Raw genomic sequence first — 14596 nt, forward strand, 5'->3', positions numbered from 1 at the left:
AACAGGCTTATCAATGCCTATAAGAGTAAGAGGGATTATAAGCATTGTAAGAAGAAGTGGGATAAGATAAAGAACTCTCTTACCTAAAGAGCCTTTAAAGAAAAAGAATTCATAAAGGGTTATGACTATGGGAAGGGTAAATGCATTTTCTTTTGTCTTCATGGCTAAGATGGCTGAAAGGAGGCTGGCAAGGTAAAGTAGTAGAGGCATCACCCTCCCCCTAACCCCCTCCCCTCGAGGGAGGGGGTTGGGGGAGGGGGAAAGTCTCCTAAAGTAGTGCAGCCTCCCCCACCACTTCCCTCCCCCTTGATGGGGGAGGGTGAGGGAGAGGGTGACCTGAAGTCTCCACTTTATATAAAGCACAAGAGAAAGAAGATAGAAGAATGCACACAATGATGCAAGCCTCTGAAATATATATGTAACTGCCTCTGTCTGTATGGGATGTGAGACAAAGAGAAGGGCGGAGAAAAGGGCGATGTAACCCCCTTTTTCTAAATCCCCCTCTTTTCCCCCTTTATTAAAGGGGGATGAAGGGGGGTTACTTAAATAAGGCGTCCTGAAAGTAAGCACAACAAGAAAATACACAAGCAAGGCATTAAGGATATGTATTGTTATATTAAAGACATGATAGCCTGTTACATCAAATCCATGCAATTTGTAATTCAGTGCAAATGTTAGATACCCAATATATCTACTTTTAAGTGCATTATAGAATTCAAAACCTTTTGCTTTAGATGGCTCAAGGAAATAAGAGAGGTTTTTCACTATTGGGTTATTTTCTATAAGTTCTTGCTCATCCCACTGAAACGGCACATTGAAGGTATTTGAGTATGAAAGAATGCCAAGAATGGCTATGAGGATAAGGTGGATAAAAGGTCTGTTAAGCCAGTTCATATCTCCTCATCGTAATTCGTAATGAGGATGCTATAGCCTTCTTCTGCAAGCACCTGTGCATTTCTCAATGCCCTGTGCTTTGTCTGAAACTTTCCAACCCTTACCCTGTAGTGTTTCTGTCCCTCAATGGTAGCTGTAGTTATATATACGCCTTTGTATTTAAGCTCAAGGCTATCCTTAAGTCTCGAGGCGTTTTCTTCGTCCTTAAAAGAGCCTACCTGTATGGTATAAGGTCCTTCTTTGGCTGTAAAGGATTTGGAAAACCCGACCTGTTTTATATAGCCTGAGTCCCTTCCAATGTATTCGACCTTGATCTTTCCTGTGCCAGTGCCAATGAGACCGATTGCCTTTGCCGCTGAATAAGAAAGGTCTATGTCCCTTCCAGAGACAAATGGCCCTCTGTCGTTAACCGTAACATCAACGGACATGCTGTTTGAGACATTCGTTATCCTCAGCCTTGTGCCAAAAGGAAGGGATTTGTGGGCACATGTCATGCTGTACATATCATAAGTCTCACCTGATGCAGTGAGCTTTCCATGAAAACCAGGGCCATACCATGATGCCACTGCATAGCCTGCCTTTTCTTTGCCATCGTATCTGACTCCTCCGCAAGCAGTCATAAGGGAAAGGAATAGCATAAGGCAGAAGGTAAGAGTGCCTCTAAAGGATATATCTGCTGAGGTCTTCATCCTTTACTATCTCGCTCAACTTGAGCTTCACATACTGTCTGTTTATAATGAGTTTTCCGTTTTTTCTTTCGGGTGCATCGAAAAGCACATCTTCGAGGAGCTTTTCTAAGACTGTGTGAAGCCTTCTTGCACCTATGTTTTCTGTTTTTTCATTGACAGTTGCCGCAATGCCTGCAATCTCATCTATAGCATCCTCCTCGAATATTATGGATATGGCTTCTGTAGAAAGAAGTGCAGTGTATTGCTTTATAAGTGCATTCGAGGGCTCTGTAAGGATTCTTATAAACTCTTCTTTTCCGAGGTGGCTAAGCTCTACCCTTATGGGAAATCTTCCCTGAAGCTCAGGGATAAGGTCAGAGGGCTTGACTGCATGAAATGCACCTGCCGCAATAAAAAGTATATGCTCTGTTTTAACGGGCCCGTATTTAGTCGAGACAGTCGAACCCTCCACGATAGGCAGAAGGTCTCTCTGAACTCCCTCTCTCGAGACATCGGGGCCATAGGTTGCCCCCCTGCTTGCAATCTTATCTATCTCATCGATGAAGACTATTCCAAGCTGTTCTGCTTTTTCTATTGCCTCCTTAGAGACCTTATCCATATCTATGAGCTTATTAGCCTCTTCTTCCGTAAGCATCGATAGTGCTTCTGGAACCTTTGCCTTTTTTCTTTTTGCCTTCTCGGGAAGAAAGTTCCCGAGCATCTCCTTGAGGTTTATCTCGAGCTCCTCGAGCCCGACATTCGAGACGACCCCAAATGGCATCATCTTTTCGCGAACCTCTATGTCGACATATCTCTGGTCTAACTTACCTTCCCTTAGCTGTGTTCTTAACTTCTCACGGGTGTCTTTATATTTTTCCCTTTCCTCATCCGTAACAGGAATCCCCCTTGTGCCTCTGGGCTGTGGAAGGAGAAGGTCAAGGAGTCTTTCCTCTGCATGCATAGTGGCTTTTTCATGGACCTTCCCGAGGTGCTCTGCCTTAACCATATTTATGGATGTCTCTGTGATGTCCCTTACTATGGACTCCACATCTCTTCCTACATAGCCAACCTCTGTGAACTTCGATGCCTCCACCTTGACAAATGGTGCATTGGCAAGCCTTGCAAGCCTTCTTGCTATTTCTGTTTTCCCGACCCCTGTTGGGCCTATCATTATGATGTTCTTTGGCAGAACCTCGTCTTTGATGTCAGGGGAAAGCCTCTGCCTTCTCCATCTGTTTCTCAAGGCTATTGCAACTGCCTTTTTAGCATTCTGCTGGCCGATTATGTATTTGTCAAGCTCCTCTACTGTCTTTCTTGGCGTAAGCTCATCCATCGAGTTCCTCTAATGTTATAATGTCATTTGTATATACACAAATGCCTGATGCTATCTTCATCGCCTTTTCCACTATGTCTTTGACAGGAAGGTTGGTGTTCTCTATGAGGGCTTTTGCCGCAGACTGTGCAAATGGTCCTCCTGAGCCTATTGCGGCAATACCGTCTTCTGGCTCTATGACATCTCCTGTGCCTGATATGATGAATGTATGCTCTTTGTCTGCGATTATAAGGAGTGCCTCGAGCCTTCTTAGAATCTTATCGGTTCTCCAGTCCTTTGCAAGCTCCACTGCGGCCCTTGTGATGTTTCCTCTTAATGCTTCGACCTTTGCCTCGAATTTCTCAAATAGCGTGAATGCATCGGCAGTTGCACCTGAAAACCCAGCAAGAATCTTATCTCCAAACATCTTTCTTGTCTTTTTCGCATTGTGCTTTAACACAGTGTTTCCCATCGAGACCTGTCCGTCTCCTGCTAAAGCAACCTGCCCGCCACGCCTCACGCAAAGAATAGTTGTTCCTCTAAACACCCTTTTGGGTCCTCCGCTTTTAATTAGCTTATTTAATATAATATAGCATAAGTGCTTTCCTTTGCCACTATTATTTAAATGGGATTCTTTGGTATAATAAAAATCGAATCCGAACCCGATTAAAAGGAGCTTTCATGCAAAACAAGGTTTATCTTATAGATGTTACAAACAGGGATGGTGTGCAGACATCGAGAATACTTCTTCCAAAGCTCTCAAAGACCATGCTTAACATCTACCTCGATGACATGGGGATTTATCAGAGCGAGGTAGGGTTTCCAACGCTTAAGCATGAGGTCAACTATATAAATGCAAATCTTGCCCTTGTAAAGGCAGGCGGAATAAAGAGACTTCATCTTGAGGGCTGGTGCAGGGCAATCCCCGAGGATGTAAGGCTTTCGTTTAAGAACTGTCCTGAGCTAAGGCATCTTAATATCTCCATATCCACATCCGAGATTATGATAAAGGGAAAATTCGCAGGGAAAAAGACATGGAAGGACATCCTCGATACATCCATAGAGGCAGTAAAGACAGCTAAGGAGTTAGGTGCCCAGACAGTGGGACTTAATGCAGAGGATGGCTCAAGAACAGAGCTTGACAGACTCATCGAGTTTGCCATTGCAGGGAAGGAAGCTGGTGCAGACCGCATCAGATACTGTGACACCCTTGGTACAGACGACCCGATAACCATATACGAAAGGATAAAGGCACTTGCCTATGCAACGAAGATTCCACTTGAGATGCACTGCCACAACGACCTTGGAATGGCAGAGGCAGTCTCTGTAGCAGGTGCGCAGGGCGCAATAGAGGCAGGTGTTGACTCTTACATAAACACTACTATAAACGGATATGGAGAAAGATGTGGAAACTGCGACATGGTCTCAACTATCCTTGCACTTAAGTTCTCTCATGGCTTAAGCAAAAAGGTGCATCTCGACGAATGTGTAGACCTCAAAAAGTCATGGAAGATAGCCCGCTATGCATCATACGCATTTGGACTTCCGATACCGATAAACCAGCCCGGCATTGGTGCAAATGCATTTGCCCATGAATCGGGTATACATGCAGACGGAGCACTGAAGGACAGGCGCAATTACGAGCTTTATGACCCAGAGGATGTTGGAAGAGGAGAGCCTGAGCTTCTTGAGACAGGTAGGGTCATAACCACAGGAGAGTATGGAGGTATAAAGGGCTTCAGGCATGTCTATGACAAATTGGGCATCCACTTTCATACAGACGAGGAGGCAAGGAATATCCTCGAGCTTGCCCAGTATGCAAACCTCCACACGCAGAAGCCTTTAACAGACGATGAGCTCAGGTTTATTGCAACTTACCCTGAAGTGGCAAGACTGGCAATGACTGTGAATCCCTGAATGTATAAAATCACATTAATCCCAGGGGATGGCGTAGGACCAGAAATCACCAATGCCACAAGGCGTGTGCTCGATGTAACTGGGGTCCCTATCGACTGGCAGGTGCATGAGGCAGGTAGTGAGGCGTTTAAGAGGCATGGCACAGCCCTTCCCGAATCCGTTATAGCTTCCATCAGGGAAAACAAGGTTGCCCTCAAAGGGCCTGTTACAACGCCAGTGGGAAAAGGCTTTAGAAGCATTAATGTTACCCTGAGGCAGACACTTGACCTTTACTCCTGCCTAAGACCTTGCAGGAGCTTTAAGGGAGCAAAAACGCGGTATGAAAATATAGACCTCGTAATCGTAAGGGAAAACACAGAAGACCTTTATGCAGGCATAGAGTTTGAAAAAGGCTCAAGCAACGCTTTAAACCTTATAGAATTTATAGAAGAGTGGACAGGTAAAAAGATAAGGGAGGACTCTGGAATAAGCATAAAGCCAATCTCGGTCTATGGCACAGAGAGAATCGTGAGGTTTGCATTCGAATATGCAAGGAAAAACAAAAGGAAAAAGGTAACTGCCGTTCACAAGGCAAATATAATGAAATACTCGGATGGTCTTTTCCTCGAGGTCTCAAGAGAAGTGGCAAAGAGATATACGGATATAGAGTTCGAAGACAGGATTGTAGATAACATGTGCATGCAGTTGGTTTCTAAGCCTGAGCTTTACGATGTCTTAGTGCTTCCCAATCTTTATGGAGACATCGTCTCTGACCTTGCCGCAGGGCTTATTGGAGGACTTGGGCTTGCCCCGGGTGCAAATATCGGTGATGACATAGCAGTATTCGAGCCAACACACGGAAGTGCGCCAAAATATAAGGGCTTGAACAAGATGAATCCATTTGCTATGATGCTATCAGGAGCTATGATGTTAAAACACATTGGTGAAAGAGATTCGGGAGAAAGGCTTGAGTCTGCCATTGCATCGGTTATCAGAGAGGGCAGGTCCCTTACATATGACATGTTGCCCACACCAGATGACCCAACTGCAGTAGGCACATCCGATGTGGCAGATGCAGTTATAGAGAAATTAAAAAGCTGATATGGAGCCGCCCAGTTTAATAAACCTTTTGATTATTATTTTGTCCCTTCTGGCAATTGCTATACTTTCAAGTGCAGAGGCATCCATTATTGCCTTTAACAAGCTCAGGCTTAGAAGCCTCATAGAAAAAGGCAGTAGCAGTGCAAAGGCACTTGAGAGAATCCTCGAAAGGCACGACAAGCTCTTTAGTGCAGTCATACTTTCTGGAAACCTCTTTACGATCCTTGCCACATCCATAGGCACTGCAATGGCAGTAAACATGCTCGGAAAAGACTATGGCATAGTGACTGCAACCGCGATTCTGACCTTTCTTACAGTTGTATTCGGAGAGCTTGCGCCAAAGACATTTGCTGTTACCCATTCAGAGAAGGTAGCCCTCAGCTTTGCAAAGCCCCTTGAGCTTTATATTAAATTAATATCTCCCCTTATATGGATATTTAATGCCTCTTCAAACCTTCTCCTTAAGGTCTGCAAGGTGAAGGAAAGGCCATTTGCACCATCCATTACAGAGGAGGAGATTAAGACGATTCTTAAGATAGGAAAGGAAGAAGGTGCCATAGAGGAAGAGGAAAGAAAGATGCTTCACCGAGTATTCGAATTCGGAGACAAGATGGCATCCGAGGTCATGGTCCCAAGAACAGAGATAATCGCTATTTCCGAGCATGCAACTGCAAAGGATGCCCTGCAGTTGGTCTCGGAGCAGGGCTACTCCAGGTACCCTGTGATAAAAGACACCATTGACAACATAACAGGCATCCTCTATGTGAAAGACATACTTATAAAGATGTCCGAGGCAGAGATAAACGGTATGCTGATAACGGACCTCATGAGGGAGGCATACTATATACCGGAAAACAAGATGGTCTCGGAGCTTTTGGATGAGATGCAGAAAAAGAAATTTCAGATAGCGATTGTCGTTGACGAATACGGCGGCACTGCCGGGCTCATCACACTCGAAGATATAATAGAGGAAATCGTTGGCGGGCTTCAGGATGAGTTTGAGGCATTAGAGGCAGTAAAGGACATAGAGATAATAGATGAAAGGACATTTATCGTTACAGGTCAGACAAGCCTCGATGAGGTTAATGAGCTTGTAGGAGCAGAGCTCAAAAGCGAGGAGTTCCATACAATTGGCGGATTTGTCTTTGGCCTCTTTGGAAGGCTTCCTCATGTCGGCGAGCAGGTGAGGTTTCATAACCTGAGATTCCTCATCTTAGACATGGAAGACAAGAAGATTGCAAAACTCAGAATCACAAGGCTTTAGGGCACATGAAAGGGAGATATTAAAAGATGGGTGAGTTTTGCCAGTATCAGCCTCTTACAAGATGGGAGAAGGTTACTGTGGTGCTTTATAGGGCAGGAATAGCTATGTCATGCCTGATTGCCATTGGTGTCTCTTTTATGCTTCTAAAGCCCTCTTATTTCAAGTCGCCTCTTTTGCCAATCATAATGTTAGGCCTGCTTTATATGTCTACAGGCATGAGTGTGCTTTCCATACACCTTTATGTAAGGAAATATAAGGAGACACTGAAAATCCTCTACAGTATCTCAGCACTTTCAGGTGCAGTGCTTTTCATTTTAAGCAAAGGGGATGTCTTATGGCTATTAGCCACTCCATATGGCCCACTTTTTCTTATCCCGCTTTCGTGCTGTCTGGGATTTATTACCGCAAAAGAGGCATTTTGTTTTAAGCTCTATGAAGGCTATATCTTGGCACTCATCATGCCTTTTTATCTTATAATGCTTTCACTCAGGGGGCTAAGAGGTATAGTTCCTTTTTATGGTTTTCTTGCCATAGCCTTTCTGCTTTTACTTTTTACCCTTAGAAAGGTCTTCATGCCCCTTCATTGTGATATTGGGGATAAAACAGCGTATCAGTAGGGACTTGCCCTAAGCCTGCTTACTTTAGGTGAAGCGCATCTGCGATGTCCTTCATACTCCCTTCAGCATAGGACATTTCTAAATTGGCTTGACACAGTAAGAGTTCTGGCCTTGACAGAGGGTTTATTTTTTGATAGATTTCTCTTAAGGAGGTGAGAACTTTCTTTTTATTTAGATTTTCTGAAAGAAACAATATGGCATAGAAATATTCTATTGCCATGAAAAGGAGGTAAATTATGTGGAGAAGTTTAGCTTTGGTATTTGTTTTAGTGGCATTCCTGCTGGCACCTATGGGAGTAGCCCAGTCTGCTCAGCGGGCAAACCCTGACCTGCTTGTAACCCCAGAGATAGTAGAAAAGAACATTACAAAACCTGGCTGGGTGGTTGTTGACTGTAGAGATGAAAAGGCCTACACCGCTGGTCATATCGGGGGAGCAATAAGCCTCGGTGGACCATGTGAAAAAGTTCTGAGAGATCCAACCGCAAGGGTAAAGAAGACAGCAGACATTGAGAAGCTACTGGGTAGTGCCGGCATAAGTGAAGATAAGCATGTGGTTGTTTATTCCGATGCCAAAGGCATAACCTCTGCGTCAGTTGCATTCTGGATACTTGAGTATCTTGGTCACAAAAATGTGCATTTCATGAATGGTGGTATTGAGTCATGGCAGGCAGAAGGAAAGCCTCTTGATACAGTGGAGACTAAACTTCCTGCTGCAACATACAGGGCAAAGGTTGTAAAAAACAGGATTGCTACCAGTTCTGAGATGGTAAAGATAGCAAGGGGTCAGCTCAAGAATGTGAATGTGATTGATTCAAGGACAGAGAAGGAAAATAAGGGTGCTGATATAAGGGCACTCAGAGGCGGCTATATCCCGAATACCACGATTAATGTATCACATACAGAGACTTATGACAAAAAGACAGGCAAGATTCTTCCGATGGACGAGCTTGAAAGACTCTTTGGAAAACTCAACAAGAACAAAAGAACAATAGGATACTGCCAGACAGGAACCCGCTCTACCCTTACTTATCTTGAGTTAAGGCTGATGGGCTTTAAGGACCCTGCCAATTATGATGACTCATGGATAGTCTATGGAAGCAATGTAAATTACCCTGTTGCGAATGAAAACTGGTATGACTTTGTGAAGGTAAACAAGGCACTAAAGGCTATTGAAGAGCTGGAAAAGATGCTGGAGGAGAAAAAATAAACTGAATATAACCAAAGGAACCATGCACCCCGAAAGGTCCCTGCCTTTCGGGGTACCCCTTCCATCTTTAAGAAAAGAATATAGGGACACAGAGCTTGTCTAAAAACCCCATTTTTTGTCACCCTGAACTTGTTTCAGGGTCTCAGTAAATCATTGATTTTTTAGATTCTGAAATAAATTCAGAATGACACTTAACTGAGATTGCTTCGGCAGAGCCTCGCAATGACATGAAAGCGGATGGATTCCTGACAAGCAGGAATGACGGGATGTGGAAATGGACATAGTGAAACATTTCAGGTGAAACATTTCAGGTGAAATACTTCATCTTGACTCCTTTATCTCCTTTTGGTTTAAGCTATGACTGGTGACATATGAGCAAAAAGATTTCTGATGAAAAAGGCTGAGGTTCAAGGATTTTACGCAATTCTCATGGATAAGGCAATTTGAACAAAATGAAAAAGATTGAACGCTCTAACGATAAAAATGAAGATAATTCAAGCACTTAGGGAATTCAAATTGAACCTATAAAAAAGGGAGATGGCAACGATTTTTGAAAGGTTCGGCATATCATTAATCAACTACTGTTATATGCTAAAATCTTAAATGGCACTCTTTGATGTAGTCTTTCCATATAATCTTTCTCCACTTACCTATAAGGGCAATGAAGGGCTGATGCCTGGAATGCTCGTTAATGCAGAGATTAAAAAGACGATTAAAACTGGAATTATCCTCAGAGAATCTCTAAAAAAACCAGAAGGAAGGATAAAAGATATTGAATCCTCTGTAGGAGATGCGCCGATTTTTACCGATGGAATGCTCAAGCTCATATCATGGATGTCCGATTATTATCTTGTAACCGAGGGGATTGTGCTTAAGGAAATGTGGGGGGCTACGGATTTCAAAGGGCTCATCGAGCCTTTAAGCAGAGAGATAAAGAAGAAGTATTATAAGACATTTCTTATTCATGCACCTGAAAGACACACTGAGATGTCCATCTTAAAAAACCTTATCTCCCTGCACAGAAATATCATAATCCTCTCACCTGAGATTGCCTATGTAAAACATATCTCAAAGGCAATCAGGGATATTGCAGGCGAGAGGCTCTGTAGCATTCATAGCGGTATCACAAAAGCCATGAGGCAGAAAGCCATTGGAAGGCTTCTTCGAGGTGAGTCCGATATTGTCATTGGAATCCGCTCTGCCATATTTGCACCCTTAGGGGAGGTATCGGTTATAGTGGTTGTCAAAGAAGAAAGCCCTTCCTATAAGAAGGAAGATGGTTTGAGATACCACACAAGGGATGTGGCTATAATGCGGGGCTACTTTGAAGGCGCATCCGTAGTTCTTTCATCGACTTGTCCTTCTGTGGAGTCTCTGTATAATGCGGGGATTGGCAAATACACATTGATTAAGCCTCCTTCTGTCTTAAAAAAACCCTCTGTGAAGGTCATTGATATGAGGACATCTCAAAAAACGAGCCCCTACATCTCAAAGGGTCTTTTTGACAGAACGCTCCTTAATATTAAGGAAAATAACAAAACGGCATTTCTCATAAACAGGAAGGGCTATTCAGTGTTAATCTGCGAGGACTGCGGTTATATAGAGACATGCAAGGACTGCCAAATTCCCCTTGTATTTTATAAAAGCGACAAGACCCTCAGGTGCCATTACTGCGGATTTAAAAAGACCGCAGGTGGTGCATGCACAAGGTGTAATGGTTCGAAGCTCAGGATGGTCGGTGCAGGCATTGAGAAAATAGAAGAGGATGTAAGGGATATCCTTAAGACAGAGCCTCTCAGGCTTCAGGCAGGTAGAAGAAAGAGCGTCCCTATCATCTCCGAGGGGCAGATGATTGTTGGCACGAGGCTGATTGCAAGAATGCCTGAGCTTAAGGGAAGGCTCTCGCTCATAGGAGTGCTTAATGGAGATTCCTATCTACAGGCACCTGATTTTAGGGCAGTTGAAAGGGCATTTCAGGAACTCATCCATCTAACGGAAAACCTGACATCTGATGGACATCTCATCATCCAGACCCGCATGCCTCATAATCCTCTTTTTAAATATATAAAAAATTACGATTTCGAGAAATTCCTTAAGGATGAGCTTTCAATCAGAAGGACCCTCAGGTATCCCCCTTTCTCCAAGATGGCACTTATCACCTCTGATAAGCCATCGGAAATCTCGGATTTTAAATCTCGGATTTTAAATCTCGAATCCTCTTTAGAGGTGCTTGGCCCTGTTAAGGCACATCATAAAAAAGGCAGATATGTATGGAAGATGCTCATTAAAGCGATAGGAAGAGAAGACCTCAGAAAGGGGTTACGAGCCATCGGGGCATCGAATAAGGGGGTAACGATAGACATAGACCCTATATCATTTTAGGATGTTTCTTTTTTGCAAGGATTGTCTTTACTGCCACGATGTCTTTTTTAATCTGTCCTTTAAGGTCAATGTGGTCGGCAAATGTTTTTTCATCCCTTATTCGGTCTATGAAATAAACCATGAGGGTTTTTCCGATTATGTCCTCTGAGAAATCAAAGATATGAACCTCATAGCTTGCCGCTACACCTGAAAATGTTGGGTTTCTTCCTATGTTCATAACTCCTTCATACTGTCTTTTGTCAACCCTGACTTTTACGGCATAAACACCTTCTTTTGGAGTAAGCTCATTTAGAGGCAGGATGTTTGCAGTTGGTGTGTCAAGGAGTCTTTTGCCTCTGCCAGCACCCTTTATAACGGTTCCCATGAGCATATAAGGTCTTCCTAAGAAAAGCGATGCCTCGCAGACCCTTCCCCTTCCTATGAGGCTTCTTATTCTGCTACTGCTTGCAACATCTCCATAGAGCCTTGCGTTTCTTATGACCCTTACGGTAAATCCGTATTTTCTTCCCTGCCTCCTTAGGAGCGAGGTTGTGCCTTTTTTGCCTTTTCCAAAGGAATAATTATGTCCGACTATTACTTCCCTTACACCAATCTTATCCACAAGAACATCTTTTATAAAGTCATGAGCAGGGATGCTTGCAAAATCCTTTGTGAACTTTACGAAACAAAGCACATCCAGACCTAAATGTGCCATGAGCCTAATCTTTTCATCAGACGGTGAAAGTGTCCTTACGCCCCTTTCAGGGTAAAGAACCTTTGAGGGATGTGGCTCAAATGTGATTGCAAAGGATGTGCCTTTTATTTTTTTGGCACTTGTAATAACGCTATTTAGTATCTTTTGATGCCCAAGGTGAATGCCATCGAAGTTTCCAATCGTAAGGACGACATTTTTGTATTTTTTCTTTTCTAATTGCCCAAGGTCAACTATATCCATTCAATCTATGCCTTTCTTTAATAATCTCAGTTCCGTATATATGTCTTTTACCTGAATCCTTGTCTTATCGAGGGTTCCGCTATTGTCAATTGCGAAGTCAGCTTTTTTTATTTTCTCCTTTATTGGCATCTGTGAGGAAAGCCTCTTGATAGCCTCTTTTGTCTTTATACCTGATAAGGCAAGCCTTTCTATGGCAGTCGTTTCATTTGTATAAACAACAACTGTCTTATAAAACCTATCTTCATATCCTCTTTCAAAGACAACCGGTGCCTCGACAATGGCAATGCCCTTTCTGCCCTTAGTAAGCAGGTCTATCTCTTTAAATACAAGCGGATGAAGGATATCCTCGACCTTATGCCTGAGCACAGTGTCTTTAAATATCATATCAGAGACCTTTGCCTTAATGAGTCTGCCATCGGTATCAAATACCTTTTCTCCGAGCATTTCTCTTATTTTTTTTAGAACACTTTTTTTCTTTAGCAGCTTTTTTACGATTGAATCTGCACTGATTGTGAGTGCGCCCTCTCTGTGAAACATCTGAAGCACAGTGGATTTACCCATCCCATAGTTTCCTGTAAGTCCAATAAGAAGCACATGATATTATATCAGAGACTCGCTCAGAGGAGGTTAGGGGGCGTGTATCTCCTGTTTCTTTACTCCGGCTTCATCTGTGGGAATAATATCACATCCCTTATGGAGGGTGAGTTTGTAAGGAGCATTACCAGTCTATCTATGCCTATGCCTTCGCCTGCGGCAGGTGGCATGCCATATTCCAATGCCTTAAGGAAATCCTCATCCATCCAATGTGCCTCTTCATCTCCTTTTTCTTTTGCGGACATCTGTTCCTGAAACCTCTGTCTCTGGTCAGTAGGGTCATTTAGCTCTGAGAAGGCATTTGCCATCTCCCTTCCTGTTATGAATAGCTCGAATCTCTCAACCAGAGATGGATTCTCTGGCTTTCTCTTTGCAAGGGGTGAAAGCTCTACAGGGTAATCGGTTATGAATATTGGTTGTATTAGCTCAGGCTCTACTTTTTCTTTGAAAATCTCGTCTATAACCTTGCCCAAAGATGCACCTTCCTTAATCTCTATGCCCTGTTCCTTTGCCCATCTAAGTGCCTTTTCATGGCTTTCAAGCATCTCTAAGGGGATGCCTTTCGTCTTCATTGCCTCAAGCAGGGGGACTCTGGGCCACGGAGGGCTAAGGTCTATCGTGTGCTCTCCGTATGGAAGCCTGAGCGTTCCTAATGTTTTCTTTGCAGTATAGGTTATCAGCTCTTCTGTAAATGACATGAGGAAATTATAGTCCTTGTAAGCTATATAGAATTCGAGCATGGAAAATTCGGGATTGTGCTTTGTTGAGATTCCTTCGTTTCTGAAATTCTTATTAAGCTCATAGACCTTTTCGTAACCTCCTACGAGTAGCCTCTTAAGATAAAGCTCAGGTGCAATTCTGAGATATAAATCCATGCCCAATGCTATGTGATGGGTTCTAAAGGGCTTTGCAACCGCTCCTCCTGGAATGGGATGCATCATTGGTGTCTCAACCTCTACGAATCCATTTGACTCAAGGAAATCCCTGATTGCCTTTATAATCGAACTTCTTTTTCTAAAGGTCTCTTTAACCTCGGGGTTTACTATGAGGTCAACATATCTCTGTCTATAGCGAATCTCTATATCCTTAAGCCCATGCCATTTCTCAGGAAGTGGCATAAGGGATTTTGAAAGCAGGCAGAGGTCATTTGCCTCGACCGTAAGCTCATTGGTCTTAGTTCTAAAGAGCCTTCCCTTAAGCCCTATAATGTCTCCTATGTCTAACTTTTTCAGCATGCCCCATTTTTCTTTAAGGATGTCTTTTTTGAAATAAGCCTGTATCTTTCCAGTTGAATCCTGAATGTGGCAGAAAGCGGCTTTTCCAAAATCCCTCATGGCAACGATTCTGCCTGCCATGGAGCATTGCACGCTCTCTGACTCAAGGGTCTCCTTTGATGATGTGCTATATTTGCCCATGAGCAGGGAGGCATAATCCCTAACATCAAATGGCTCTCCAAAGGGCTTTAGACCAAGCTCTTTAAGCTCATTGAGCTTTTTTATTCTGCTTTGTATTAGCTCGTTAGTTTCTTCTGCCATAGAATTGCGATTATAAAGACTGCTTCGATTTTAGTCAACCATATGAATTGCCTTATGAGGAAAAGGGTTCACATCGTATAAAAATCGTTGCCATCTCCTTTTTTTATAGGTTCAAGTTGAATTCCCTAAGTGCTTGAATTATCTTCATTTTTATCGTTAGAGCGTTCAATCTTTTTCATTTTGTTCAAATA

The 14596-nt window shown here is 43.2% G+C and carries 13 protein-coding genes; 6 read left to right on the forward strand and 7 right to left on the reverse strand.

The window, feature by feature from the left end; genetic code table 11:
- From HY805_05685 to hslV, 4 genes are all read right to left on the reverse strand, one after another.
- Positions 1–894: hypothetical protein (locus HY805_05685; GenBank protein ID MBI4823704.1), on the reverse strand; the 894-nt coding region annotated here is incomplete at its 3' end.
- Positions 891–1583 carry a septal ring lytic transglycosylase RlpA family protein gene (locus tag HY805_05690; GenBank protein MBI4823705.1) on the reverse strand — a complete coding sequence of 231 codons (693 nt, stop codon included), beginning with the start codon at positions 1581–1583 and terminating at the stop codon, positions 891–893. The genes HY805_05685 and HY805_05690, both read right to left, overlap by 4 nt.
- The gene (hslU, locus tag HY805_05695) at positions 1555–2895 is read right to left on the reverse strand and encodes an ATP-dependent protease ATPase subunit HslU (GenBank protein ID MBI4823706.1); all 1341 of its coding nucleotides are present in this window, start codon (positions 2893–2895) and stop codon (positions 1555–1557) included. The genes HY805_05690 and hslU overlap by 29 nt, the downstream gene beginning before the upstream one ends.
- A complete protein-coding gene (gene hslV / locus HY805_05700) occupies positions 2888–3421 on the reverse strand; it encodes an ATP-dependent protease subunit HslV (GenBank protein MBI4823707.1) in 534 nt (177 codons plus the stop codon). The genes hslU and hslV overlap by 8 nt, the downstream gene beginning before the upstream one ends.
- A 134-nt stretch (positions 3422–3555) precedes the next feature.
- Between hslV and HY805_05705 the strand changes: the two genes are divergently transcribed.
- The 6 genes from HY805_05705 to priA all read left to right on the forward strand — a co-directional run bounded on the left by HY805_05705 (position 3556) and on the right by priA (position 11342).
- Positions 3556–4791, forward strand: a complete 1236-nt coding sequence (locus HY805_05705; protein MBI4823708.1) for a homocitrate synthase — start codon at positions 3556–3558, stop codon at positions 4789–4791.
- Positions 4792–5871, forward strand: a complete 1080-nt coding sequence (locus HY805_05710) for an isocitrate/isopropylmalate dehydrogenase family protein (GenBank protein MBI4823709.1) — start codon at positions 4792–4794, stop codon at positions 5869–5871.
- A 1-nt stretch (position 5872) separates the two neighbouring features.
- Positions 5873–7135 (forward strand): HlyC/CorC family transporter, encoded by a 1263-nt coding sequence (locus HY805_05715; protein MBI4823710.1) that lies wholly within the window; start codon positions 5873–5875, stop codon positions 7133–7135.
- A gap of 26 nt (positions 7136–7161) precedes the next feature.
- Positions 7162–7752 (forward strand): hypothetical protein, encoded by a 591-nt coding sequence (locus tag HY805_05720; protein MBI4823711.1) that lies wholly within the window; start codon positions 7162–7164, stop codon positions 7750–7752.
- A 236-nt stretch (positions 7753–7988) separates the two neighbouring features.
- Complete coding sequence (locus HY805_05725) at positions 7989–8960, forward strand: sulfurtransferase (GenBank protein MBI4823712.1); 972 nt, start codon at positions 7989–7991, stop codon at positions 8958–8960.
- A 603-nt stretch (positions 8961–9563) separates the two neighbouring features.
- Complete coding sequence (gene priA, locus HY805_05730) at positions 9564–11342, forward strand: primosomal protein N' (protein MBI4823713.1); 1779 nt, start codon at positions 9564–9566, stop codon at positions 11340–11342.
- Here priA and HY805_05735 read toward each other — a convergent pair.
- The 3 genes from HY805_05735 to lysS are packed head-to-tail and all read right to left on the reverse strand — an operon-like array spanning position 11329 to position 14405.
- Positions 11329–12276 (reverse strand): bifunctional riboflavin kinase/FAD synthetase, encoded by a 948-nt coding sequence (locus HY805_05735; GenBank protein MBI4823714.1) that lies wholly within the window; start codon positions 12274–12276, stop codon positions 11329–11331. The genes priA and HY805_05735 overlap by 14 nt on opposite strands.
- Complete coding sequence (locus HY805_05740) at positions 12277–12870, reverse strand: dephospho-CoA kinase (protein MBI4823715.1); 594 nt, start codon at positions 12868–12870, stop codon at positions 12277–12279.
- Positions 12871–12929: 59 nt separating this feature from the next.
- Positions 12930–14405, reverse strand: a complete 1476-nt coding sequence (gene lysS, locus HY805_05745) for a lysine--tRNA ligase (protein ID MBI4823716.1) — start codon at positions 14403–14405, stop codon at positions 12930–12932.
- Positions 14406–14596: the final 191 nt, after the last annotated feature.

Source organism: Nitrospirota bacterium (genome assembly GCA_016207905.1).
In the GTDB taxonomy this organism is placed as follows: Bacteria; Nitrospirota; Thermodesulfovibrionia; order Thermodesulfovibrionales; family JdFR-86; genus JACQZC01.